21 protein-coding genes and 11 tRNA genes are annotated in these 23,368 nt (G+C 43.3%); 29 read left to right on the top strand and 3 right to left on the bottom strand.

Features of this window, described 5'->3' with window-relative positions:
• Positions 1 to 28 precede the first annotated feature (28 nt).
• The 7 genes from ABXS85_RS03940 (at position 29) to mutT (ending at position 8,806) form a co-directional block, all read left to right on the top strand.
• Positions 29 to 676 (top strand): cell division protein FtsQ/DivIB, encoded by a 648-nt coding sequence (locus tag ABXS85_RS03940; RefSeq protein WP_353668734.1) that lies wholly within the window; start codon positions 29 to 31, stop codon positions 674 to 676.
• A 73-nt stretch (positions 677 to 749) separates the two neighbouring features.
• Positions 750 to 2,024, top strand: coding sequence for a cell division protein FtsA (ftsA, locus tag ABXS85_RS03935; protein ID WP_353668733.1), 1,275 nt, complete (start codon positions 750 to 752; stop codon positions 2,022 to 2,024).
• Between the two features lie 40 nt (positions 2,025 to 2,064).
• Positions 2,065 to 3,297 (top strand): cell division protein FtsZ, encoded by a 1,233-nt coding sequence (gene ftsZ / locus ABXS85_RS03930; protein ID WP_353668732.1) that lies wholly within the window; start codon positions 2,065 to 2,067, stop codon positions 3,295 to 3,297.
• A 104-nt stretch (positions 3,298 to 3,401) separates the two neighbouring features.
• Positions 3,402 to 4,319 (top strand): UDP-3-O-acyl-N-acetylglucosamine deacetylase, encoded by a 918-nt coding sequence (gene lpxC / locus ABXS85_RS03925; RefSeq protein WP_353668731.1) that lies wholly within the window; start codon positions 3,402 to 3,404, stop codon positions 4,317 to 4,319.
• A 145-nt stretch (positions 4,320 to 4,464) separates the two neighbouring features.
• Positions 4,465 to 7,185, top strand: a complete 2,721-nt coding sequence (secA, locus tag ABXS85_RS03920) for a preprotein translocase subunit SecA (protein ID WP_353668730.1) — start codon at positions 4,465 to 4,467, stop codon at positions 7,183 to 7,185.
• Positions 7,186 to 7,202: 17 nt separating this feature from the next.
• Entirely contained in the window at positions 7,203 to 8,423 is a 1,221-nt protein-coding gene (gene argJ / locus ABXS85_RS03915) for a bifunctional glutamate N-acetyltransferase/amino-acid acetyltransferase ArgJ (RefSeq protein WP_353668729.1), read from the top strand.
• On the top strand, positions 8,423 to 8,806 hold the full coding sequence (gene mutT / locus ABXS85_RS03910; protein WP_353668728.1) for an 8-oxo-dGTP diphosphatase MutT: 384 nt from the start codon (positions 8,423 to 8,425) through the stop codon (positions 8,804 to 8,806). The genes argJ and mutT overlap by 1 nt, the downstream gene beginning before the upstream one ends.
• 64 nt (positions 8,807 to 8,870) lie before the next feature.
• Here mutT and ABXS85_RS03905 read toward each other — a convergent pair whose 3' ends face one another.
• Positions 8,871 to 9,668: a response regulator gene (locus tag ABXS85_RS03905; RefSeq protein ID WP_353668727.1), complete on the bottom strand. Its 798-nt coding sequence runs from the start codon at positions 9,666 to 9,668 to the stop codon at positions 8,871 to 8,873.
• 143 nt (positions 9,669 to 9,811) lie between these two features.
• Here ABXS85_RS03905 and ppiC point away from each other — a divergent pair, with 143 nt between their 5' ends.
• The 4 genes from ppiC to ABXS85_RS03885 are packed head-to-tail and all read left to right on the top strand — an operon-like array spanning position 9,812 to position 12,546.
• On the top strand, positions 9,812 to 10,090 hold the full coding sequence (gene ppiC, locus ABXS85_RS03900; protein ID WP_353668726.1) for a peptidylprolyl isomerase PpiC: 279 nt from the start codon (positions 9,812 to 9,814) through the stop codon (positions 10,088 to 10,090).
• Positions 10,091 to 10,112: 22 nt separating this feature from the next.
• Positions 10,113 to 10,541 carry a TIGR01244 family sulfur transferase gene (locus ABXS85_RS03895; RefSeq protein ID WP_353668725.1) on the top strand — a complete coding sequence of 143 codons (429 nt, stop codon included), beginning with the start codon at positions 10,113 to 10,115 and terminating at the stop codon, positions 10,539 to 10,541.
• Between the two features lie 7 nt (positions 10,542 to 10,548).
• Positions 10,549 to 11,160 carry an XRE family transcriptional regulator gene (locus ABXS85_RS03890; RefSeq protein WP_353668724.1) on the top strand — a complete coding sequence of 204 codons (612 nt, stop codon included), beginning with the start codon at positions 10,549 to 10,551 and terminating at the stop codon, positions 11,158 to 11,160.
• 39 nt (positions 11,161 to 11,199) lie between these two features.
• Positions 11,200 to 12,546 (top strand): class II 3-deoxy-7-phosphoheptulonate synthase, encoded by a 1,347-nt coding sequence (locus ABXS85_RS03885; RefSeq protein WP_353668723.1) that lies wholly within the window; start codon positions 11,200 to 11,202, stop codon positions 12,544 to 12,546.
• 179 nt (positions 12,547 to 12,725) lie between these two features.
• Here ABXS85_RS03885 and ABXS85_RS03880 read toward each other — a convergent pair whose 3' ends face one another.
• On the bottom strand, positions 12,726 to 13,424 hold the full coding sequence (locus ABXS85_RS03880) for a GIY-YIG nuclease family protein (protein ID WP_353668722.1): 699 nt from the start codon (positions 13,422 to 13,424) through the stop codon (positions 12,726 to 12,728).
• A 90-nt stretch (positions 13,425 to 13,514) separates the two neighbouring features.
• Positions 13,515 to 14,141 carry a class I SAM-dependent methyltransferase gene (locus tag ABXS85_RS03875; RefSeq protein WP_353669750.1) on the bottom strand — a complete coding sequence of 209 codons (627 nt, stop codon included), beginning with the start codon at positions 14,139 to 14,141 and terminating at the stop codon, positions 13,515 to 13,517.
• Positions 14,142 to 14,380: 239 nt separating this feature from the next.
• On the opposite strand from ABXS85_RS03875, the gene thrS reads away from it, so the two are divergent.
• The 18 genes from thrS (at position 14,381) to ABXS85_RS03785 (ending at position 23,280) form a co-directional block, all read left to right on the top strand.
• A complete protein-coding gene (gene thrS, locus ABXS85_RS03870) occupies positions 14,381 to 16,318 on the top strand; it encodes a threonine--tRNA ligase (protein WP_353668721.1) in 1,938 nt (645 codons plus the stop codon).
• Positions 16,319 to 16,326: 8 nt separating this feature from the next.
• Positions 16,327 to 16,860, top strand: a complete 534-nt coding sequence (infC, locus tag ABXS85_RS03865) for a translation initiation factor IF-3 (protein ID WP_353668720.1) — start codon at positions 16,327 to 16,329, stop codon at positions 16,858 to 16,860.
• Between the two features lie 74 nt (positions 16,861 to 16,934).
• Positions 16,935 to 17,129: a 50S ribosomal protein L35 gene (rpmI, locus tag ABXS85_RS03860; RefSeq protein ID WP_013795993.1), complete on the top strand. Its 195-nt coding sequence runs from the start codon at positions 16,935 to 16,937 to the stop codon at positions 17,127 to 17,129.
• 43 nt (positions 17,130 to 17,172) lie between these two features.
• A complete protein-coding gene (gene rplT, locus ABXS85_RS03855) occupies positions 17,173 to 17,529 on the top strand; it encodes a 50S ribosomal protein L20 (RefSeq protein WP_063331359.1) in 357 nt (118 codons plus the stop codon).
• Between the two features lie 126 nt (positions 17,530 to 17,655).
• Positions 17,656 to 18,651, top strand: coding sequence for a phenylalanine--tRNA ligase subunit alpha (gene pheS / locus ABXS85_RS03850; RefSeq protein ID WP_353668719.1), 996 nt, complete (start codon positions 17,656 to 17,658; stop codon positions 18,649 to 18,651).
• 22 nt (positions 18,652 to 18,673) lie between these two features.
• Positions 18,674 to 21,058 carry a phenylalanine--tRNA ligase subunit beta gene (gene pheT / locus ABXS85_RS03845; protein WP_353668718.1) on the top strand — a complete coding sequence of 795 codons (2,385 nt, stop codon included), beginning with the start codon at positions 18,674 to 18,676 and terminating at the stop codon, positions 21,056 to 21,058.
• A gap of 4 nt (positions 21,059 to 21,062) precedes the next feature.
• Entirely contained in the window at positions 21,063 to 21,359 is a 297-nt protein-coding gene (locus ABXS85_RS03840) for an integration host factor subunit alpha (protein ID WP_353668717.1), read from the top strand.
• 256 nt (positions 21,360 to 21,615) lie between these two features.
• A tRNA-Pro gene (locus tag ABXS85_RS03835) sits at positions 21,616 to 21,692 on the top strand.
• Positions 21,693 to 21,702: 10 nt separating this feature from the next.
• A tRNA-Thr gene (locus tag ABXS85_RS03830) sits at positions 21,703 to 21,778 on the top strand.
• A 61-nt stretch (positions 21,779 to 21,839) separates the two neighbouring features.
• Positions 21,840 to 21,915, top strand: a tRNA-Thr gene (locus tag ABXS85_RS03825).
• A gap of 43 nt (positions 21,916 to 21,958) precedes the next feature.
• Positions 21,959 to 22,034, top strand: a tRNA-Thr gene (locus tag ABXS85_RS03820).
• Positions 22,035 to 22,079: 45 nt separating this feature from the next.
• A tRNA-Thr gene (locus tag ABXS85_RS03815) sits at positions 22,080 to 22,155 on the top strand.
• 161 nt (positions 22,156 to 22,316) lie between these two features.
• Positions 22,317 to 22,392: transfer RNA gene (locus ABXS85_RS03810), tRNA-Val, on the top strand.
• Between the two features lie 34 nt (positions 22,393 to 22,426).
• Positions 22,427 to 22,503: transfer RNA gene (locus ABXS85_RS03805), tRNA-Asp, on the top strand.
• A gap of 188 nt (positions 22,504 to 22,691) precedes the next feature.
• Positions 22,692 to 22,767: transfer RNA gene (locus tag ABXS85_RS03800), tRNA-Val, on the top strand.
• Positions 22,768 to 22,801: 34 nt separating this feature from the next.
• Positions 22,802 to 22,878 (top strand) — tRNA-Asp (locus ABXS85_RS03795).
• Positions 22,879 to 23,093: 215 nt separating this feature from the next.
• A tRNA-Val gene (locus ABXS85_RS03790) sits at positions 23,094 to 23,169 on the top strand.
• A gap of 34 nt (positions 23,170 to 23,203) precedes the next feature.
• Positions 23,204 to 23,280 (top strand) — tRNA-Asp (locus ABXS85_RS03785).
• Positions 23,281 to 23,368: the final 88 nt, after the last annotated feature.

Below are 23,368 nucleotides of genomic sequence, written 5' to 3'. Positions count from 1 at the left end.
GTTAGCAGCGCTCATAGGAGCCGTTCTGTTGATTTTAGTAGCAAGTTTTCAGGGGGAAAACTCTCCGGACACTTGGTTTGCTATTAATAAAATAGACATACAAGGGGATTTGAAAAATACCTCGCAGGTGGAATTGCAACAAGAGTTCTCTCCACTACTGGGGCGAAGTTTGTTAGGGCTGTCTGTGAAAGAGGCGTTACAAACGGTTTTGTCATCACCTTGGATAGAAAGTGCAGAGGTTCGTAAAGTTTGGCCAAATACCTTGCAGGTGATTGTGCACGAATATGTGCCTCTTGCATACTGGCGTGATGGGCAAATTATTTCCGCTTCAGCGGTGGTGATTACTCCGCCTACTGTGCCTGATTTGCCTTTGCCAAGTTTGTTTGGGCCAGCGGATTCGAGTGATGTGGTGTTGGAGCAGTTTGGGTTAATTAGTCAGGTGTTAGCACCAACTTCTTTACGTATTGCAAAGCTGACTTTAGAGCCAAGAGGTGCTTGGCAAATTGTTTTTAGGAATGGTCTAGTTGTTAAGCTAGGTCGAGATGAAATTTTAGAGCGATTACAGCGCTTTATAGCCGTGTATAAAAGCGATTTATCAGGTAGAATAGAGCAAATTTCTTCTATTGATGCACGTTATCCTCACGGGGTAGCGGTCGGTTGGAAGAAAAAAAATTGATTTTGGCCTGTTTGTTGCTTTCAAAATAACAAACTTGCCGGGTGACAACGCACATAAATACCGGGAAGGTGAAATGATAGTCGGTCTAGATGTAGGCACATCAAAAGTTATCTGTTTGGTCGGTGAAATACTGGCTGATGGTAGTTTAGAAATTGTCGGTATTGGCTCTCATAGCGCGAAAGGAATGAAGCGCGGTGTTGTAATTAATATTGAGTCAACAGTGCAGTCGATTCAGCGTGCGGTTGAAGAAGCTGAATTGATGGCGGGTTGTAATATTCATTCGGTGTATGTCAGCGTGGCAGGTAGCCATATACGTAGCCTCAACTCTCACGGTATTGTCGCGGTGAAAGACGGTGAGGTTCAAAAGGAAGATATTGAGCGAGTGATAGATGCAGCACAAGCTGTGCCTATTTCTTCTGATCAGCGTGTGCTGCATATTTTACCGCAAGAATATCACATAGACTCCCAAGAAGGGATTAAAGATCCACTTGGTATGTCTGGAGTTCGACTGGAAGCAAATGTGCATTTAATAACTGGCGCTGTGAATGCGGTTATGAATGTTGAAAAATGCATAAAACGCTGTGGACTTGGTGTAGATGGCGCCATTTTATCTCAGTTGGCTTCCAGTGAGTCATCATTGAGTGAAGATGAAAAAGATTTGGGTGTTTGCTTGATTGATATAGGGGCAGGCACTTCCGATATAGCAGTTTGGATTGATGGTGCTTTGCATCACACAGCTGTTGTGCCGGTAGCGGGTGATCAGGTGACGAATGACATATCGATGGCATTACGTACTCCAACTCAACACGCTGAAGAAATAAAAGTAAAATACGCTTGTGCAATGTCGTCCATGGCGTCTACAGATCAAGTGTTGCAGGTGCCCAGTGTTGGTGATCGTCAACCTCGATCTATTACTCGTCATGCGTTAACGGAAGTGGTAGAAGCAAGATATGAAGAAATTTATAACTTAATTCTGGATGAATTAAGGCGCAGTGGTTTTGCCGAGCGCATCCCTGCAGGTATTGTGATTACTGGCGGTACATCACTTATGGAAGGTGCGGCAGATCTGGCTGAGAAGATTTTTCAGATGCCAGTGAGGTTGTCAGTGCCAGATTGTACTAAAGGAATGTCAGATATTGTCGATAACCCAATATATTCAACCAGCGTTGGGTTGTTGGCTTATGGCAGTAAAGAGGCTGATGTAGCCGAAGTCGCTAAAGGGATGATGTCTAAGACGCAAACTAAACGTGAAGCATCAATTTTGGCTCCGAAGAAAGAAACCAGGTCGTCTTTCAGTGCAACGAAAGGATGGCAGAAGTTGAAACATTGGTTTCAGAATTACATCTAAGCAAAATTGATAGCGAATTTATTGAGGAGCGAGTAAGCCCATGAATGTCTTTGATATGGCCGAAGATAATTTATCCGACAACGCGGTGATTAAAGTTGTTGGTGTTGGCGGTGGCGGCGGAAACGCAGTTCGCCACATGCTTGAAAATCAATTAGAGGGTGTTGAGTTTATTTGTGCCAACACAGATTCTAAAGCGCTGATTGGTTTTGATACTGGAATTTCCTTGCAGCTTGGTTCAACCATCACCAAAGGGTTGGGAGCAGGAGCAAACCCAGAAGTAGGTCGTGATTCTGCTCTGGAAGATCAAGAACGAATTACACAGTTACTTACTGGCGCTGATATGGTGTTTATCACAGCCGGTATGGGTGGTGGTACAGGTACCGGTGCAGCCCCTGTGATTGCTAAGGTTGCTCGTGAATTGGGAATCCTAACGGTAGCGGTCGTTACTAAGCCATTTCCTTTTGAAGGACGCCGTCGTGCAAAAGTAGCGGAAGAAGGTGTTAAAGAATTACGAGAAAATGTCGATTCATTAATTACAGTGCCAAATGAACGTTTGTTGCCAGTATTGGGGAAGAACATTTCTCTATTGAAGGCGTTTGGTGAAGCAAACAATGTTTTGTTTAATGCGGTACAAGGTATTACTGACCTTATCATGCGTCCAGGTCTTATTAATGTCGATTTTGCTGATGTAAGAACTGTGATGTCTGAAATGGGCATGGCAATGATGGGGACAGGTACTGCCTCAGGAGATGATAGGGCGAAAGTAGCTGCTGAAGCTGCCATTCATAACCCGTTATTGGAAGACATCAATCTTAAAGGTGCACGAGGTGTGCTGGTAAATATCACAGCCAATGAAGAGGTTGGTTTGTCAGAGTTTACTGAGGTAGGTGGCATTATTGAAGAATATGCATCGGAGGATGCAACTGTTGTAATTGGCTGTGCGATTGACCCAAGTGTGGGTGATGAGATGCGAGTTACAGTGGTGGCGACTGGTTTAGAGGGTCGAAATTCAGTAGAAATGAAATCTGCTGTTGGCGAATCTGTTATCTCTCAACCAGTTACGACTAAGGTGGAGCAGCCTGTAATCGAGAAGGAAGAAGTCTCTCAGGAAGCGGTAAAACCTGTGTCAACCCCTACGCCTAGCGCGAAGGTGGAAGAGGTGGAGAGAAACTTGGAGGAGCCGGCAGAATCTAAAGATTCAACGGATAATTCAAGTGGCGATAAATTATCGTATTTGGACATTCCAGCATTTTTGCGTCGTCAGGCTGATTAATTTGAGCAAAAAACGTGCAAAATCAAAACGTTGGATTGTATATATAATGAGTTACTGATATATTTGTAAATAAATGTATCTAGTCATATAAATGTAGGAATAGAATGGTACGCCAACATACACTTAAGAACATTATTCGAGCAACTGGCGTTGGTCTGCACTCTGGCGAGAAGGTGTATCTGACACTGAAACCTGCCCCAGTAAATACCGGCATTGTATTTGTTCGTACGGATTTGGATCCAGTTGTAGAGATCCATGGGGATGCACGTCTAGTCGGCTCGACTAATTTTGCTACGGCTTTGTCGCAAAATGGTGTTGAAGTGAGTACGGTTGAGCATTTACTTTCTGCTATGGCTGGCCTCGGTGTTGATAACGCTTATGTAGAGGTTAGCGCTAGTGAGATTCCTCTGATGGATGGTAGTGCAAGTCCTTTTGTTTTCTTGCTGCAATCAGCAGGTTTGGAAGCACAAAATGCACCGAAGAAATTCATCCGCGTTAAAAAGCCTATTCGCATTGAAGATGGTGATAAATATGCTTCTCTTGAGCCGCACTCTGGTTTCAGATTGTCATTCAAGATTGATTTTGATCACCCAGCAATAGGTGAAGATGTGCAAACCACGTCTTTGGATTTTTCAACAACGACTTTTGTTAAAGAAATCAGTCGTGCGCGTACTTTCGGTTTCATGAAAGACATTGAATACTTTAAGACGAACAATCTTGCTCGCGGTGCGAACATGGAAAATGCGATTGTATTGGATGATTATCGTGTCTTGAATGAAGAAGGTTTGCGTTATCGTGATGAATTAGTTCGTCACAAGATTCTTGATGCCATCGGTGATTTGTATCTTCTTGGTCATAGTTTGATTGGTGAGTACAAAGCATACAAATCTGGTCATGGTCTAAACAATAAGTTGTTGTTAGCTATGTTAGAGCAGCCAGAAGCGTGGGAATATGTTGTTTTTGAAGATGAAACACAAGAAAATCCTGTTTCATATGTTGAGCCTGTTTTAGCCGGTGCTTAAACTTGGTAAAATGACTATCTAAGAAATGATAAAAACCAGACTATGTGTCTGGTTTTTTTATGTCTAGGTCCTTGATATTTCATGTTTTGTCACACATTACCGTGATAGACTCTATTTATTACTAATTGGCTACGTTGAATTCGAGATGTTAGGAACTGTAATTAAAAAAATCGTCGGTACTAAGAATGACCGAGAAGTAAAACGCTACAAAAAAATTGTAGCGAAGATAAATCAACTTGAAGAAAGCTATAAGTCATTGTCAGATGATGACTTGGCCGGTAAAACAAGTGAGTTTCGTGAGCGATTGCAGCAAGGTGATTCTCTAGACTCTATATTGCCAGAAGCTTTCGCAGTTGTGCGTGAGGGTAGTTGCCGTGTAATGGGGATGCGCCACTTTGATGTTCAGTTAATTGGTGGGATGGTGCTTAACGAAGGTCGTATCGCGGAAATGCGTACTGGTGAAGGTAAGACCTTGGTAGCGACTTTGGCGGTATATTTAAATGCATTGGCTTCAAAAGGTGTGCATGTTGTTACGGTAAATGATTATTTGGCCAAGCGTGACGCTAATTGGATGCGCCCACTTTATGAATTTTTGGACATGAGTGTCGGTGTTGTCTTCTCTGGTCAGGAGCGTGATGACAAAAAAGCCGCTTACCTTTGTGATATCACATACGGTACCAACAACGAGTTCGGTTTTGATTACTTACGGGATAACATGGTATTTCGCCTTGAGGATCGAGTGCAGCGTGATTTGCATTTCTCCGTGGTTGATGAAGTTGACTCCATCTTAATTGATGAGGCTCGAACACCGCTTATCATTTCTGGTGCAGTCGAAGACAGCTCTGAACAATATCGAAAAATTAATGCTTTGGCTGCCTTGCTTAAGCCCCATGTAGAGGCTGATGAAGGAGCAGAAGGCCAAGATGGTCACTATATTTTAGATGAGTCTCAACGCAGTATTGAACTCACTGAAGATGGTCACAGTTTTGTTGAAGCTTGGTTGGTCGAACAGGGGATGTTGGAAGAAGGGGAAAGCTTATATGCTGCTACTAACCTAGCTCTGCTTCATCATGTTCATGCTTGCTTGAAAGCGCATGTTATTTTCAAAAAGAACATAGATTATGTGATTCAGGGTGATCAGGTTGTGATCGTTGATGAACATACTGGTCGTACCATGCCAGGGCGTCGTTGGTCTGAAGGTATCCATCAGGCGGTAGAGGCAAAAGAAGGTGTAACCATTCAAGCGGAGAGCCAAACACTGGCATCGACGACTTTCCAGAATTACTTCCGTTTATATGAAAAACTGTCAGGCATGACAGGTACTGCTGATACAGAGGCATTTGAATTTCAGCAAATCTATGGTTTGCAAGTTATTGTTATTCCTACCAATCGTCAGGTACAACGTAAGGACTATAACGACCTTATTTATATGTCAACGGAAGACAAGTTTGAAGCCATTGTGTTGGATATTGAAGAGAATGTTAAACAAGGTCGTCCTGTTTTAGTAGGAACGGCATCTATTGAATACTCTGAATTATTGTCCAATTATCTGAACAAAAAGAAGGTTAAGCACAATGTATTGAATGCCAAGCAGCACGAACGCGAGGCAGAAATTGTTGCTGAGGCAGGTCGACCTGGCGCTGTTACTATTGCGACTAATATGGCTGGTCGTGGTACTGATATTGTCTTGGGTGGTAACTTGCAGGTTGAGATTGCTCAGTTAGGCGAAGGTGCCTCTGAAGAGCAAATTAATGCGCTGAAGGCAGATTGGCAGACTCGTAATGAATCTGTATTGGCGGCTGGCGGTTTGCATATTATAGGAACTGAGCGCCATGAGTCTCGTCGTATAGATAATCAACTGCGAGGTCGCTCTGGTCGTCAGGGAGATGTTGGTTCTTCTCGTTTCTATTTGTCTCTTGAAGACAATTTGATGCGTATTTTTATGTCTGATCGAATTAAGCGCATGATGATGGCATTAGGCATGGAAAAAGGAGAAGCAATTGAGCATAAGATGGTGTCTAATGCCATCGAAAAAGCTCAACGCAAAGTAGAAGGCCGCAACTTTGATATTCGTAAGCAATTGCTTGAATACGATGATGTTGCTAACGATCAGCGTCAAGTCATTTATCGCCAGCGCTTTGATATGATGGTGTCGGATGATTTATCAGAAGCCATTGCTGCCATGCGTGAAGAAGTGGTGATGGGGGTGATAGACGAATTTATTCCACCGCAAAGCATCTTTGATATGTGGGATGTGACTGGTTTAGAAGAAAAATTGCGTAATGAATTTAGCTTAGATATTCCGGTTGCTCAGTGGCTTGCTGAAGATAAAAAGCTTTATGAAGAGCCATTGCGTCAGAAAATTCTAGATTGTTTTATTGAAGATTATAAAACTAAAGAACAAGTGGCTGGTGAGAAGCAATTCCGTGCGTTTGAAAAACAGGTTTTGCTGCAAGTATTGGATACATTATGGAAAGAGCATCTGCAAACCATGGATATGCTTAGACAAGGCATACATTTGCGTGGTTATGCGCAGAAAAATCCCAAACAAGAGTACAAGCGTGAATCGTTTGAACTGTTCCAGGGTTTGATGGAGCAAATCAAATTTGAGGTTATTCAAGTTATTACCCGAGTGAGGGTTCAAACAGCAGATGAAGCAGAAAAAATTGAACAGGCTCGTCGTCAACAAGAAGAAAAAGTGAAGATGAGCATGGTGCATAAGGCTGCAGATTCATTAGCGGGTTCTGATTCATCGCCAGGAGCTTCAGAGAGTGTTGCGCGAAACTTTCCGAAGGTAGGGCGTAATGAGCCTTGTCCTTGTGGATCCGGTAAAAAATACAAACAATGTCACGGTAAATTAGTTTAATTCGGAGTAAGTAATAAATGGCTGTTGGCTTGCAGGATTTTCCATTCATTCCGGGCATTGATGGAATCAGAATTGGTGTTGCAGAAGCGGGTATTAAAAAACCAAATAATAAAGATGTTGTGGTGTTTGAAATCTGTGAAGGTGCAAGTGTTGCTAGTGTGTTTACACAGAATGCATTTTGTGCGGCCCCTGTTCGAATCTGTCGATCTCATTTAGCCCAAGCTGATTCTCGTTACCTATTGATCAACACAGGTAATGCCAATGCCGGTACAGGAAAATCTGGCGTTGATAATGCTTTGACTACTTGTCAGTATTTGGCAGAGCAAACTGGTGTACCGTTGCAGGCTGTATTGCCATTTTCGACCGGTGTGATTGGTGAACCTTTGCCGGTTGCGAAAATTACGGCTGCTATCCCGGATGCTTTAGCAAATTTGTCAGCCGATAATTGGTCGTCGGCTGGTTTTGGCATTATGACTACAGATACCTTGCCCAAAGGTTCTTTTCGTGAGTTTAAGTTTGAAGATAAGGTCTATCGAATTGCTGGTATTTCTAAGGGTGCTGGTATGATTCGTCCAAACATGGCGACTATGTTAGGTTATCTTTGTACGGATGTAGCAATTGCGGCTGAATCGTTGCAGCAACTTTTGAAAAAGACTACAGATAAGAGCTTTAACCGCATCACGGTTGACAGTGATACCTCTACTAATGATTCTTGCATTGCAATTGCGACGGGTAAGGCTGGTAATCCTATTATCGAAACTTTAGATACGCCATTGGCACAAGCATTTGAAGTGGCTTTCACTGAAGTGATGCAAGAATTGGCGCATGCGATTGTTAGAGATGGTGAAGGTGCGACCAAATTTGTCACCGTTGAAGTGGTTGGAGCGAAACAAACGAGTGATGCTACCAAAACAGCATTTGAAATTGCGCATTCACCTTTGGTAAAAACGGCATTGTTTGCCTCCGATCCTAACTGGGGACGTATTTTGGCTGTTGTGGGTCGTGCTGGTGTTGAGGGTTTGGACGTAGATAAAGTTCAGTTGCATATTAATGGCTTTGAAATCGCTCGCGATGGCGGTCGTTCACCGGATTATTTGGAAGAGCATGGTGTGCAAGCCATGGCTCCGCAAGACATACATATTTGTGTGGACTTGGGCATGGGAGATCAAATGGATACGGTTTGGACTACTGATTTTTCTCATGAATACGTTACTATTAATGCAGAGTACCGTACCTAATGTTAGTTAGAGTAGCGGTTGGTTTGATCATGCGTGGTGATCAAATCTTTATTGCACTGCGTGATTCAAGCAAGCATCAAGGGGGCCTTTGGGAATTTCCTGGTGGTAAAGTTGAATCTGGCGAGGCTGTTGAACTGGCATTGTCTCGAGAGCTTGAAGAAGAGTGTGGTATTCGCATCAATGCATGTGAACATTTTCAAACTATTGTTCATGATTATGGTGACAAACAAGTTGAGCTGGTCTTTTACAAGGTAATGGAGTTTACTGGTGAACCTCACGGTAAAGAGGGTCAAGAAGTTCGCTGGGCGTCCTTGTCGCAACTCAAAGCCTTTTCCTTTCCTGAAGCAAATGTGCCAATAGTGGATGCTTTGTCATCAGAATAACTTTGGTTTAATGCAAAAAAAGAGCTCAAGTTGAACTCTTTTTTTTACCCATTAGCAGGCAATTTTAGTTCAGTATTTGTGCTAAGAGTTGTCTTACTGTGTTCGGCTCAAATGGTTTACCACAAATGGCATCGACTCCCTCTTGAGTGATATTGGATAATTGACTTTCATCAGCATTGGAGCTGACCATCAAGATTGGAATATGAGCAATATCTGGATTTTGTCTCACCGCATCGGTGAGTTCGCGACCATCCATTTCTGGCATATTGTAGTCGGTTACGATGAGGTCAAACTCTTCTTCATTAAGTCGTTCAATGGCTTGGCGGCCATTTTCAGCAAATTCTATGTCGTCGATACCCATAGTGTTGAGAGTCTTGCTGATGTGTTTTCTGGCCGTTATGCTGTCATCTGTCACCAACACTCGTAAACTGTGGGGGTCGAACATCTCAAGGTCGATTTCCTCCGCCACTATTAGGTCAAGTGTTGCGTGAATGGCTCTTTTTAGATCTTTCTGATTAAAGGGCTTGGGAAGAATGGCTAAAACCCCAGATTGCTTTAGGTGCTCCAGATATTCACGGTTTCTTTCACTGGAAATCAGCATGAAGCATTGTTCTTCGGTTTCTTGATTGCTGCGAATACGATCAATCAATTCGTTTGCTGAACCATCAGGCAAATACATTGAAGAAATCACTAGATCAGGCGGAAAGCTTGAAAGAATCTCAATGGTTTGTTTTATGTCGTTAGCGTATTCAATTTGCTTAATGCCTGCGTCTTCTAGTGCTTTTGTGATTATCTTTCTTTGTGTTTCTGAAGGTTCCACAAGCAGAAAAGATAAATCGCTGATTGCTGCGTATGCGCTCATAAACGGCCTTGCCCATCGGTTATTATATTATTGTGATTAATGTCGTAAAAAATGATTCAACTAGTGCTGACTAGTAGGTAATTCTATTATACTAATTGGGTTAATATCATTTTTCTAGCAGATTAAATAACTTAGGGGTTTTCATGCCTACGGCAAGTGCCTGTCATATCTTGGTAAAAACCAAAGCAGAAGCGTCTTTAATTAAAGAAAAATTGGATAAGGGCGGTGATTTTCATAAGCTTGCGAAACAGCATTCTACCTGCCCTTCAGGTAAAAAAGGTGGTGATCTTGGTGAATTCCGTAAAGGGGAAATGGTGCCTGCTTTTGACAAGGCGGTTTTCAATGGGCCTTTATTGAAAATACAAGGTCCAATAAAAACCCAATTTGGTTTTCATTTGATTAAAGTATTATACCGAAATTAACAAAGAAAATAGGATTCAGATTATGACTACGCCTGTTCAATTAGATGAAAATTACTTCGTTGCTCCGCAAATATTTGTCGAAGATTTATCTGTGTTAAAAGAGCAAGGTTTTACATTGATTGTGAATAATCGTCCTGATGGTGAAGCGGAAGATCAGCCAAATGCAGAGCAGCTTGAAAAAGCGGCAAAAGCATTAGGTTTAAAATACGCTTGGAACCCGATTGAATTGCCAAAATTAGCGCAGGAACATCTTACTAAGCAGTCTGAGATCATTACACCCATACAAAAAACCTTGGCTTTTTGTCGTACAGGAACGCGTTCCTCAGTACTTTGGGTGTTAATGGAAAATGCCAAAGGACGGTCCTATGCTGATCTAGTTTCACAAGTCTCTGCAAAAGGATTTGACTTGTCTCGTTGTGAGTCTGCAATGATACCTTTGAAAGGCCAGTAGTAAGAGTATGGTTAGTCGTCCTTCTTTAGAAACTGCAACCGCCGCAGATCCAGATCGTTTTGTTGAACCTTTAGAGCTAGGAAAACGAGTGAAAAAAATTCGTTTGGCCAAAGGTTGGACCCTAGAAGAGGTGGGTAAACGCACTGGAATAGCTCGCTCAACTTTGTCAAAAATTGAAAATGACCAAGTGTCGCCTAGTTTTACCATAGTTCAGAAACTCATAAATGGATTAGAAATGGACTTGCCACAATTGTTTGTTGAGGCGAGTGATCAATCCATTGCAGGACGTCGCGATATTACTCGTAAGGGTAAAGGGGAGCCGCATCCTACTGCGACTTATGAGCATGAATTGCTAAATTACTCAATTAGCCGTAAAAAAATGGTGCCTTTCAAAACTCGCGTGAGAGCACGTTCTTTTGCGGAGTTTAAAGAGTGGGTACGTCATGATGGTGAGGAATTTTTGTTGGTTTTGCAGGGTAAAATTAATTTTTTCTCTGAACTCTATGAACCAATTGAATTAAAAGAAGGGGATAGTGTGTATTATGATGCCACCATGGGACACGCTGTTACATCATTGTCAGCAAAGGATGCTGAAATATTGTGGGTTGTAGCCCGATAACATAATAAAGTTGAAAATAAAATAAGGTTGTAAATTGATATGAAAGAGTGGGAGTTAACAAGTTGGAGAAATAAAACGGCACTTCAACAGCCGGTTTATCCAAGTGCTGAGCATCTGGCTCAAGTAGAAAGTACTTTGGGAAAAATGCCTCCGCTTGTTTTTGCGGGTGAGGCGCGTCAGCTGAAAAGTGCATTAGCGAAAGTGGCTAATCGTCAATCCTTCTTGTTGCAAGGTGGTGACTGTGCAGAGAGCTTTGCGGAATTCCACGCTAACAATATTCGCGATACCTTTAAGGTTATGCTGCAAATGGCAGTGGTGCTAACTTACGCAGGTAAATGCCCAATTGTTAAGGTGGGTCGTATGGCGGGTCAATTTGCCAAACCTAGATCGGCAGGAACTGAAACCGTTAATGGCGTTGAGCTTCCAAGCTACCGTGGTGATATTATCAATGGTATTGAATTTAATGAGCATGCTCGTGTGCCAGACCCTGAGCGTCTTGTTCAGGTGTACAACCAAAGTGCTTCTACAATGAACTTGCTACGTGCTTTTGCGCAAGGTGGTTTCGCCGATTTACATGAAGTACATAAATGGAATTTGGATTTCCTGAATGCCAGTCCAGCGGGTAGTCGTTTTCAGGATGTAGCGGATAAAATTGATGATGCTTTACAGTTTATGGAAGCGTGTGGAATTGGTCCTGGATTGGCGCAGCTGACAGAAACGGAATTTTATACTTCCCATGAAGCTCTTCTCTTGCCATATGAACAAGCCTTAACTCGCCAAGATAGCATGACGGGAGACTGGTACGACTGTTCTGCACACATGTTATGGATTGGTGATCGTACTCGTCAACTTGATGGTGCGCATGTTGAGTTCTTACGAGGTGTACAAAATCCAATTGGTGTTAAAGCTGGTCCAACTATGGACCCAGAAGACCTAGTGCGTTTGTGTGATACTTTAAACCCGAATAATGAAGCGGGTCGCTTAAATGTGATCGTACGTATGGGAGCTGATAAAGTTGAAGATGGAATGCCAGCTTTGATTCGTGCTGTTGAACGTGAAGGTAAAAAAGTGGTGTGGAGCTGTGACCCAATGCATGGTAATACAGTGAAGGCCTCTACGGGGTATAAGACACGTCATGTTGATGATGTGTTAAAAGAAGTCCAGCAGTTCTTTCAAGTACACAATGCTGAAGGTACTTATGCAGGTGGCGTACATTTTGAAATGACAGGGCAAAATGTCACTGAATGCGTTGGCGGAGCCTTCCAAGTAACGGAAGCGGATTTGGCGGATCGTTATCATACTCATTGTGATCCTCGTTTGAATGCTGATCAATCTCTGGAATTGGCTTTCATGATCTCTGAGACATTGAAAAAAGCCCGTAGCTAAGTTTTTGGCTTACTGTGAGTTGGATTGCCTGAAATCAGTTATGTATGCTTGGGGTAAATTGAGACTCGCTAGATCAAAAAAACCTGCCAATGTGAAGTGACCCCCAATAGTTGGACACCAATTATTGGGGGTCTTTTTATGACTTCGTTTGATTTTTTACTGTTAGGCTTTGTCTGTTGTTAGGCTTTGCGGCGACGAAAGGCAGAGGCGGCAGATTTTGAGGTGATGTCAATTTTCGCCATGATGATAGCCATTTCATCTGCTTCGGCTTGCTGTTGTCGTTTAAGCTTTTCCTCACGTTCCTTTTTGGCAGCTCGTTCCGCTTCTTTCAACATTTTTTGGATACTGGCTTTACTGCGTGTACGAGTCGGTGATTTTTTATTTTCCTTTGCTGGTTTGGCAAGACTGTCTAGTCTTTCTTCACCAATCAACTCGCCAAAGAAAGATCGAACTTTGGGAGTGGGATCGGTGGCTTTTTTAGGCAGTTCGACGCTTTTCTTTTCGGTAGCCTTTTTCATTTTTTTTATCGGTTCGGCGGTGGATACACCATTGGCATCAAATAGGGCTTTTTTAGCAAAATGTAAATTGAGGTTTTTTTCTGCCGTTTGAGCAATCTTATAGCCACGTAAACTATCAGCGTTATAAATGGCTAAGTAATCTGACTCCAGTTCATAGAGTTCTTTCTTATCTGTTGTATCGAATAATTCTTCTACCGTAAAAGCTTCCACGCCATGTGCACGAATGTCATTGTAAAGTGGAAAATCAAGGCCTTCGTTGGTTGCTTCAACGTATTGTTCGAAACGTTGAAAACCGCTATTAAACGACGTTCCAATATAGTGCTTTCCAGTAATATGATTCGTGATTTTAAAAACAACCAAAATTGCAGCCTCTTAGCTTGTCTCTGTAAATAGCAAATAAACGCCTCTCACCTTGATGTGGAAAGGTGATTGACAAATTGAAAAATAAATTTAGTGCTTGACGACGATGTTTAATCCATCTCGAACATTGAGGTGAACATTTTCCACACGACTGTCTTGAGCAATAAAGCGATTTAAGTCGTTCACAGCAATGTCACTATTTTCTTGAGGGGCTAGAACCCTGCCTTGCCACAATGAATTATCGATGATAATTAGGCCGCCAGAGCGTACCAGAGGAACCACTGCTTGATAGTAGTTTAGATAATTGCTCTTATCCGCATCGATAAAGACAAAGTCGAAATCACCGTCTAAGGATTTGATCGTTTCGAGGGCCGGGCCAAAAATCGCTTGGATTTTGTGACCATGCTCGCTGCGATCAAAGAAAGATTGAGCAAATTCAATTGCCCTGGGATTGGTTTCACAACAAATAAGCTTGCCTTGCTCAGGCATGCCTTCCGCAATGGAAAGTGCTGAATATCCCGTGAACATGCCAATTTCTAAAGCACGTTTGGGTTGAGCAATTTTGGCTAATAACTTCAATGTACGGCCAATGGTCTTACCTGACAATTTATTTGGGTAGCCCATATCCGAGTAAGTTTTTTCCACTAACTCGAGTAATAGCTCAGGTTCTGCTTGAGTGGTTTCAATGCAGTAATCGTCAAGAATATTGAGGTCCATAACGCCTTTGTTTGGTGAAGTCTGTGTGAAACGGAGGGCAATTTTACTCGTTAGCAGCAGAATGTCTATGGTTGAAAGTAAGAAAAAATACTTGATTTTCTTATCCTGTAGAGAATTCACATGTTTTGCGTAATTGCTAAATTAAAGTCGCATGATGATACGAAAAATGATAGGTTATGCGCTTAAATTTCCATGTGCTCTTTGGTATGGAGCACCACTGACTCCGATAGGGGAATAAAATGCCTGTAATTACTTTGCCTGATGGCAGTCAACGTTCTTTTTCTGATCCTGTAACTGTGATGCAAGTGGCCGAGGATATTGGTCCTGGTCTTGCAAAAGCAACGGTGGCGGGTCGTATCAATGGTCAGCTTGTCGATGCTTGTGAATTGATCACAAACGACGCAGATCTCAGCATAGTAACCGGTAAGGATGCAGAAGGGGTTGAAATCATTCGCCACTCCTTTGCTCACCTTGTTGGTCACGCGGTTAAGCAATTGTACCCAACGGCTGAAATGGCCATAGGTCCGGTAATTGATGAAGGTTTCTATTACGATATTGCGTATGAGCGTCCCTTTACACCAGAGGATCTTGCCGCTATCGAAAAGCGCATGGCTGAGTTGATCAAAACGGATTATGACGTTGTGAAGAAAATGACGCCGATTGCCGATGCGCGTCAGCAATTTGTTGATCGTGGTGAATCTTATAAGGTGTCTCTTATCGATGATATGGACGACTCTGTCAAAGAGGTGGGTTTGTATCATCACGAAGAATACATGGATATGTGTCGTGGCCCTCACGTGCCAAATACTCGTGTTTTGCGTCATTTTAAATTGATGAAGTTGGCTGGTGCATATTGGCGCGGTGATTCTAACAATGAGCAATTACAGCGTATTTATGGTACAGCGTGGAATGATAAGAAAGAATTAAAAGCCTATTTGAATCGTATTGAAGAGGCAGAAAAGCGTGATCACCGTAAACTGGGTAAAAAGCTAGATCTCTTTCATGTACAAGAAGAAGCTCCCGGTATGGTGTTTTGGCATCCTAAAGGTTGGCGCTTGTATCAAGTGGTTGAACAGTACATGCGTCAGAAACAGCTTGATAATGGCTATCAAGAAGTAAAAACGCCACAAATTGTGGATCGTGTTTTGTGGGAGAAATCCGGTCACTGGGGTAAGTATCATGAAAACATGTTTACTACTCATTCTGAAAACCGTGATTACGCCGTGAAACCAATGAACTGCCCGTGTCATATTCAGGTATATAACCAAGGTCTGAAGAGTTATCGTGACTTACCATTCCGTATGGCGGAGTTTGGTTCTTGTCACCGTAACGAGCCATCAGGTGCATTGCACGGTATTATGCGTGTGCGTAACTTTGTACAGGATGATGGACACATCTTTGTGACAGAAGGCCAGATTCAGCAAGAAGTCTCTGAATTCATTAAGCTGCTGCACGAAGTTTATGCAGATTTTGGATTTGAAAATATTATTTATCGTTTGTCTACTCGTCCAGAACAGCGAGTGGGTTCTGATGAGGTTTGGGATAAATCTGAGAAAGCCTTGGCGGACGCATTAGATGCGGCTAACCTGGAATGGGAAGAATTACCAGGTGAAGGGGCTTTCTATGGGCCTAAAATAGAATTTTCCTTAAAAGATGCGATTGGCCGTGTTTGGCAATGCGGTACTATGCAGGTCGATTTCTCAATGCCAACGCGTTTGAGTGCGCAATACGTCTCCGAAGACGGTTCGCGTCAAACACCCGTTATGTTGCATCGAGCCATAGTGGGTTCTTTGGAGCGTTTCATTGGTATCTTGATCGAAGAAAGTGAAGGCGCTTTCCCTGCTTGGTTAGCCCCAGAGCAGGTGGTAATAATGAATATTACTGATCGCCAAGCAGATTATTGCTCTGATTTGGAAAAAAGATTGAATTCAAACGGCTTTAGAGCAAAACTTGACTTGAGAAACGAGAAGATCGGGTTTAAAATTCGCGAGCATACTCTTCAACGAGTCCCTTACATGATAGTTATCGGCGACAAAGAAGTTGAAAATCAACAAGTCGCAGTGCGAACTCGTTCTGGTGAAGATCTTGGAGTAATGAGTATTTCTGATTTTGAAGATTTGCTTCAAAAAGAAGTTGCTCGCCGTAGCCGTAAACAAGAAGTGGAGATAGAGCTATAAAAGGTAATATGAATCGTGGACGTGCCGCTAACAAGCAGCGTCCTCAAATCAACGAGAACATTCGAGCAACTGAAGTGCGTCTAATCGCAGCGGATGGTGAACAAATTGGTGTTGTATCGATTGAAGAGGCGCTACAAGCAGCTCAAGAAGCGGGCCTTGATTTAGTACAAATCGCTGACTCTGATCCAGTTGTTTGTAAGATTATGGACTACGGTAAGCATGTTTTTGAGCAGAAAAAAGCGAAGGCTGCTCAAAAGAAAAATGCGAAGCAAATCCAGGTTAAAGAAATGAAATTCCGTCCAGGGACGGAGGAAGGGGATTATCAGGTAAAACTCCGCAACCTGATACGTTTCCTTGAAGGCGGGGATAAGGCCAAAGTATCACTTAGATACCGCGGTCGTGAAATGGCCCATCAGGAGCTTGGGATGCAACTTATGAATCGAGTCGCTCAAGACTTAGAGGAATACGGTACAGTTGAACAAGCTGCGAAAATGGAAGGTCGTCAATTGACTATGGTGCTAGGCCCCAAAAAGAAGAAGTAATTTCTCACGCGGCGTGATTATGCGTCGCGTAGGTAAATTACATTAACATTAACGAATGCGAGAGTGGTTTTATCATGTCCAAAATTAAGTCACACAGTGGCGCAGCTAAGCGCTTCAAACGTACCGCGAATGGTTTTAAACATAAGCAGTCTCATACTAGTCACATTTTGACTAAGAAATCGACTAAGCGTAAACGTCATCTTCGTTCTTTGAACCAAGTTGCACAAAGCGACAAAGCGTTAATTGTACGCATGTTGCCATACGTTTAAGTTTCATTTTTAGTCATTAATTCATTAGTAAAGGGTTTATATTATGCCTCGCGTAAAACGTGGTGTTCAGGCTCGTCGCCGTCACAAGAAGATTTTAAAGCAAGCTAAAGGTTACTACGGTGCACGTAGTCGTGTATTTCGTGTAGCAAAACAAGCTGTCATCAAAGCTGGTCAATATCAATACCGTGACCGTCGTCAACGTAAGCGTCAATTCCGTGCATTGTGGATTGCTCGTATTAACGCTGCGGCTCGTCTAAACGGTTTGTCTTATAGCCGTTTCATTGCAGGTCTTAAGAAAGCTGCAATCGAAATCGACCGTAAAGTTTTGGCTGATCTAGCTGTGTACGAGAAAGAAGTTTTTGCAGCGATCGTTGAAAAAGCGAAAGCAAGCTTGGCTTAATTCTGACGTAGCCTTAGGGTGATTCGATCTTGAAAGAGCATCTCTTAATAGAACGAGTGACTCAATGCAGTCTTTAATAGGGGAAGAGCCAATGCTCTTCCCCTATTTTATTTTTTGGAGTGAATAATGGAGAACCTAAAGCAGATTCTTGCTGATGCGCTAAGCGCAGTGGCTGCTTCTGAAAGTGAGTCCGAACTAGATGATGTTCGTGTACAGTATCTAGGTAAAAAAGGCGCTCTGACCGCTTTATTAAAACAGCTTGGTAATGTCTCTGCAGAGGATAGACCAAAGTTCGGTCAGCTAGTAAACGAGGCCAAAGGTCAAGTTCAAGAAAAGCTCAATGAGCGTAAAGCTGCTTTAATGAAAGCTGCTTTGGATGCCAAACTTGCAACCGAAACAATAGATATTTCTTTGGCTGGAAAAGGCGAAGAAGTAGGTGGCCTGCACCCAGTAACTCGCACTATGGAGCGTATCGAATCTTTCTTTCGTGGAATTGGTTTCGATGTTGCTGCTGGCCCAGAAATCGAAGATGATTATCATAACTTCGAAGCATTAAACATTCCTGCACACCATCCAGCGCGTGCTATGCAGGATACCTTTTATTTTAATCCTAATACCGTGTTGAGAACCCATACGTCACCTGTTCAGGTGCGAACTATGGAAGCCTCGCAGCCACCGATCCGTATTATTTGTCCTGGTCGTGTATACCGTTGTGACTCTGATCAAACTCATACGCCTATGTTCCATCAAGTGGAAGGCTTGTTGATCGACGAAAACATTTCTTTTGCGGATCTTAAGGGCATTCTTCAACAATTTTTGAACGTTTTCTTTGAGGACGATCTGAAGGTACGTTTTCGTCCGAGTTACTTCCCATTCACTGAGCCATCTATTGAGGTGGATATCATGCGTACTAACAGCAAAGGCGAAGAATCTTGGTTGGAAGTGTTGGGGTGTGGCATGGTGCATCCGAAAGTATTGGAAATGTCTGGCATTGACCCAGAAAAATACACAGGCTTCGCCTTTGGTATGGGGGTAGAGCGTTTTGCTATGTTACGTTACAAGGTAGATGACCTGCGCATGTTCTTTGAGAACGATCTACGTTTCCTTAAACAATTTAAGTAATCAGTCGACCTAGGATGTTTATATGAAAGTTAGTGAGAATTGGCTAAGAGAGTGGGTCAATCCAAACATCAGTAGCGATGATTTGGTTGCTCAAATTACCATGGCTGGCTTAGAAGTTGATGAAGTATTGCCAGCTGCGGCACCCTTCAGTGGTGTAGTTGTGGGTGAAATCTTGGCTGCTGAGCCACACCCGAATGCCGACAAGTTACAAGTTTGTCGTGTGTCAGATGGTAAAGAAGAATTTCAAGTGGTATGTGGCGCGCCAAACGCTCGTCCAGGAATTAAGATTCCATTCGCTAAAATTGGCGCTGTATTAGGTGATGATTTCAAAATCAAAAAAGCCAAGTTGCGTCAGGTTGAGTCGTTCGGTATGTTGTGCTCCGCTTCTGAATTAGGTGTAAGTGAAGACAACGACGGCATTATGGAATTGCCACTAGGTGCGACAACAGGCGAGGATTTTCGTGCTTTTCTAGGGTTAGATGATCAGATCATTGACGTTGATTTGACGCCAAATCGTAGTGATTGCCTAAGTGTTGCGGGTTTGGCTCGTGAAGTAGGTGTATTGAATAAAGTTGATCTGACGCCGGTTGCTATTCAGGCTGCAGAAGTGAGTATAGCGGATGCTTTTCCTGTGAAAGTGGAGGCGACTGATGCCTGTCCACGTTACCTTGGTCGTGTGATCCGCGGTGTGAATGTCAGCGCAGAAACGCCATTGTGGATGACAGAAAAACTGCGTCGTAGCGGCATTCGTTCGATTGATCCTATTGTCGACATTACCAATTATGTAATGTTGGAATTAGGCCAGCCTATGCATGCCTTCGACTTAGCGAACTTAAGTGGTTCCGTGGTGGTTCGTATGGCAGGCGCTGGTGAAAAGATTGTCTTGCTAGACGGTCAAGAGATTAGTTTGCGCGAAGATACTATGGTGATCGCTGATGAACAGGCGCCACTTGCTATTGCTGGTATTATGGGTGGCGAAGGATCAGGAGTGAATGAGAAAACACAAGACATTTTTCTTGAGAGTGCTTTTTTTACACCATTAGCTTTAGCTGGCAAAGCCCGTTCTTATGGTTTGCATACGGATTCATCTCACCGTTTTGAGCGTGGTGTTGATGCTTCGTTGCAAGAAAAAGCCATTGAGCGTGCTACTCAGCTGGTATTGGAAATTGCTGGCGGTCAAGTTGGTCCAATCACTCAGGCGGTGAATGAAGATGCTTTGCCTGTCGCGACTGAAGTAACCTTACGTCGTCAAAAGTTAGATCAGTATCTTGCCATGTCTTTAGAAAAAGACTTGGTGACTGATATCTTAACGCGACTTGGTCTTGAAATGGTTGAAGTGACGGATCAAGCTTGGGTAGCAAAAGCACCATCTCACAGATTTGATATTGCTATTGAAGCGGATTTGATCGAAGAAGTAGCGCGTATTTATGGCTACGATAATCTGCCTTCTTCTATGCCATCAGCCGCGGTCAATTTCACCCCATTGAGCGAATCTAAAACACCGATTCAATCATTGCGTGCTACTTTGGTCTCTTATGGTTATCAAGAAGCGGTCACTTACAGTTTCATCGACCCTAGCTTAAGTAAGCAGTTTTTACCTGAAATTGAACCTGTGCCATTAGAAAACCCTATCTCAGCGGATATGGGGGTCATGCGTCCAAGTTTGATTCCAGGTTTGGTGAAAGCCTATTTATACAATCAGAACCGTCAGCAATCCCGTGTACGCTTGTTTGAAACTGGGCGTCGTTTTATCGGTTCTGTTGATGCGCTTGATGAGTTGGATCAGCAATTGCAAATTTCCGGTTTGATTGCTGGAAGTCGTCATCCTGAAGCCTGGTACCACAATAATGAGAAGGTGGATTTCTATGATCTTAAAGCGCATGTTGAAGCTTTATTTGCGGTGAACAATGGTGGTCAACCGACTTATCAGCGTTCTACCTGTGAATTCTTGCATCCAGGTCGTTCTGCGAATATTTACCTTAACGGTGAATTTGTTGGTTTGATGGGGGAGTTACATCCACAAATAGCGAAAGCGCTGGGTGCTAAGCAAACTCTGTATGTGTTTGATATTGCTTTAGATGCGGTATTGAATGCGACATTACCAGAGTATCAAGCGGTATCTCGTTTCCCGGAAGTACGACGTGACCTTGCTTTGTTACTGGATCGCGATGTTCCGGTGAATGAATTGGAAGCTGTGATTGTACAATCTGCTGGTGATGCTTTCAAAGATGTGTTGGTTTTTGATGTTTATCAGGGACAAGGTATTGATGAATCGAAAAAAAGTGTTGCTTTGGGCTTGACGTGGCAGCATCCTTCACACACTCTTAGTGATGAAGAAGTAAACAACTCTGTCGAGCAGGCGGTGAAAGCACTGTCCGAAAAATTGGGAGCCGTTGTAAGGGGGTAGATTTATGGGATCGTTGACGAAAGCAGACCTTGCTGAAAACTTAGTCGATTCAATTGGTCTTAGTAAAAAAGATGCTAAAGATTTGGTTGAGGGTTTTTTTGGCGTTGTGCGTAATTCCCTTGTTGAAAGAGAACAAGTGAAACTGTCTGGCTTCGGTAACTTCGAAGTTCGAGAGAAGAGTCAACGGCCTGGTCGAAACCCAAAAACAGGGGAAGAAATTCCAATTACTGCTCGTACTGTTGTTACCTTTAGGCCGGGTCAAAAGCTCAAGTCTAAAGTTGAAGATTATATGCAAGAGTAAGCGCAAATGATGCCTGAAAAGCCACCTCTATGGTGGCTTTTTTGCGTGTGTATACATTAAGTCAACTTGGTAAATTGTGGATCACGGATAATAAGATAGGGCATGAATAATGATATTTAGATCAATGCTTAATCTATTTGATTTGCTTTTGAGAATGCAGTGATAAAATCGAAAAAAAGTTAATAAAAGTCTTCCCTTTTCAACTCGTTATAGTAATATACGCACCCGCTGACAACGACAGTGTTGTTGTTTGCATCGGGGCGTAGCGCAGCCTGGTAGCGCACTAGCATGGGGTGCTAGTGGTCGCAGGTTCAAATCCTGCCGTCCCGACCAAGAATTTTTAGCCGCTATAGCTCAGTTGGTAGAGCATCTGACTTGTAATCAGAGGGTCCCGAGTTCGACTCTTGGTGGCGGCACCATTTCTTGGTGAAAATGTCTTGCTTTAGGTAAGAGATTAAAAAAGATTTTGCTTTTGTTAAAGCCGCTATAGCTCAGTTGGTAGAGCATCTGACTTGTAATCAGAGGGTCCCGAGTTCGACTCTTGGTGGCGGCACCATTTATATGGAATGATAAGAGTAAACTGCGTTAGCTATAGTTATGCCGCTATAGCTCAGTTGGTAGAGCATCTGACTTGTAATCAGAGGGTCCCGAGTTCGACTCTTGGTGGCGGCACCATTACTTCACTATTGAGAAAGTAATAATATTTTTATTTGGCGTTATGCCGCTATAGCTCAGTTGGTAGAGCATCTGACTTGTAATCAGAGGGTCCCGAGTTCGACTCTTGGTGGCGGCACCACTCACTATTGTTAATAGTGATGAGGCCAGCTGAATGAGTTGGATGTCTGGCTCAGTTGGGAATTTTGTCCTAACAAGGTGCATAGATACCGGGAGTTCAGAACTCCACATCTTTCTTAAGATGTAAAACTCAAGTTAACGTTACGCAAGTAAACGGTTAGTGGGTGTGTAGCTCAGTTGGGAGAGCGTCGCCCTTACAAGGCGAATGTCGGGAGTTCGAACCTCTCCACACCCACCACTTATAGGAAAGTGGCTAAACAACCTATGACAATGGAGCGGTAGTTCAGTTGGTTAGAATACCTGCCTGTCACGCAGGGGGTCGCGGGTTCGAGTCCCGTCCGTTCCGCCATCTTTCATAAGATGTAAAATATCGATGGGTGTGTAGCTCAGTTGGGAAGTTGTCCTAACAAGGCGCATAGACACCGGGAGTGAAAACTCCATATGAAGCGGGTGTGTAGCTCAGTTGGGATTCTGTCCTAACAAGGCGCATAGACACCGGGAGTTAAGAACTTCGATCGTCAGATCTAAAATGGCAATGGGTGTGTAGCTCAGTTGGGAGAGCGTCGCCCTTACAAGGCGAATGTCGGGAGTTCGAACCTCTCCACACCCACCACTTATAGGAGAGTGGCTAAACAACCTATGACAATGGAGCGGTAGTTCAGTTGGTTAGAATACCTGCCTGTCACGCAGGGGGTCGCGGGTTCGAGTCCCGTCCGTTCCGCCATCTTTCATAAGATGTAAAACTCAAGTTAACGTTACTAAAGTAAACGGTTAGCGGGGGGGGTAGCTAAGTTGGGAATTTGTCCTAACAAGGCGCATAGACACCGGGAGTGAAAGCTCCACATGAAGCGGGTGTGTAGCTCAGTTGGGATTCTGTCCTAACAAGGCGCATAGACACCGGGAGTTAAGAACTTCGATCGTCAGATCTAAAATGGCAATGGGTGTGTAGCTCAGTTGGGAGAGCGTCGCCCTTACAAGGCGAATGTCGGGAGTTCGAACCTCTCCACACCCACCACTTATAGGAGAGTGGCTAAACAACCTATGACACTGGAGCGGTAGTTCAGTTGGTTAGAATACCTGCCTGTCACGCAGGGGGTCGCGGGTTCGAGTCCCGTCCGTTCCGCCATCTTTCTCAGGATGTAAAATATCGATGGGTGTGTAGCTCAGTTGGGAATTTGTCCTAACAAGGTGCATAGACACCGGGAGTTAAGAAC

The organism is Marinomonas sp. THO17 (assembly GCF_040436405.1).
Classification (GTDB): domain Bacteria; phylum Pseudomonadota; class Gammaproteobacteria; order Pseudomonadales; family Marinomonadaceae; genus Marinomonas.
This window is presented reverse-complemented; position numbering and strand designations above follow the sequence as displayed.

What these genes read in the sequence shown, in the direction of transcription:
- lpxC (WP_353668731.1), top strand. Translation starts at nt 3,402, where the DNA reads ATGGTACGCCAACATACACTTAAGAACATTATTCGAGCAACTGGCGTT.
- mutT (WP_353668728.1), top strand. Translation starts at nt 8,423, where the DNA reads ATGTTAGTTAGAGTAGCGGTTGGTTTGATCATGCGTGGTGATCAAATC.
- ppiC (WP_353668726.1), top strand. Translation starts at nt 9,812, where the DNA reads ATGCCTACGGCAAGTGCCTGTCATATCTTGGTAAAAACCAAAGCAGAA.
- ABXS85_RS03905 (WP_353668727.1), bottom strand. Translation starts at nt 9,668, where the DNA reads ATGAGCGCATACGCAGCAATCAGCGATTTATCTTTTCTGCTTGTGGAA.
- rpmI (WP_013795993.1), top strand. Translation starts at nt 16,935, where the DNA reads ATGTCCAAAATTAAGTCACACAGTGGCGCAGCTAAGCGCTTCAAACGT.
- ABXS85_RS03890 (WP_353668724.1), top strand. Translation starts at nt 10,549, where the DNA reads ATGGTTAGTCGTCCTTCTTTAGAAACTGCAACCGCCGCAGATCCAGAT.
- rplT (WP_063331359.1), top strand. Translation starts at nt 17,173, where the DNA reads ATGCCTCGCGTAAAACGTGGTGTTCAGGCTCGTCGCCGTCACAAGAAG.
- ftsA (WP_353668733.1), top strand. Translation starts at nt 750, where the DNA reads ATGATAGTCGGTCTAGATGTAGGCACATCAAAAGTTATCTGTTTGGTC.
- ABXS85_RS03895 (WP_353668725.1), top strand. Translation starts at nt 10,113, where the DNA reads ATGACTACGCCTGTTCAATTAGATGAAAATTACTTCGTTGCTCCGCAA.
- thrS (WP_353668721.1), top strand. Translation starts at nt 14,381, where the DNA reads ATGCCTGTAATTACTTTGCCTGATGGCAGTCAACGTTCTTTTTCTGAT.
- infC (WP_353668720.1), top strand. Translation starts at nt 16,327, where the DNA reads ATGAATCGTGGACGTGCCGCTAACAAGCAGCGTCCTCAAATCAACGAG.
- pheS (WP_353668719.1), top strand. Translation starts at nt 17,656, where the DNA reads ATGGAGAACCTAAAGCAGATTCTTGCTGATGCGCTAAGCGCAGTGGCT.
- ftsZ (WP_353668732.1), top strand. Translation starts at nt 2,065, where the DNA reads ATGAATGTCTTTGATATGGCCGAAGATAATTTATCCGACAACGCGGTG.
- ABXS85_RS03885 (WP_353668723.1), top strand. Translation starts at nt 11,200, where the DNA reads ATGAAAGAGTGGGAGTTAACAAGTTGGAGAAATAAAACGGCACTTCAA.
- ABXS85_RS03840 (WP_353668717.1), top strand. Translation starts at nt 21,063, where the DNA reads ATGGGATCGTTGACGAAAGCAGACCTTGCTGAAAACTTAGTCGATTCA.
- pheT (WP_353668718.1), top strand. Translation starts at nt 18,674, where the DNA reads ATGAAAGTTAGTGAGAATTGGCTAAGAGAGTGGGTCAATCCAAACATC.
- secA (WP_353668730.1), top strand. Translation starts at nt 4,465, where the DNA reads ATGTTAGGAACTGTAATTAAAAAAATCGTCGGTACTAAGAATGACCGA.
- ABXS85_RS03875 (WP_353669750.1), bottom strand. Translation starts at nt 14,141, where the DNA reads ATGGACCTCAATATTCTTGACGATTACTGCATTGAAACCACTCAAGCA.
- argJ (WP_353668729.1), top strand. Translation starts at nt 7,203, where the DNA reads ATGGCTGTTGGCTTGCAGGATTTTCCATTCATTCCGGGCATTGATGGA.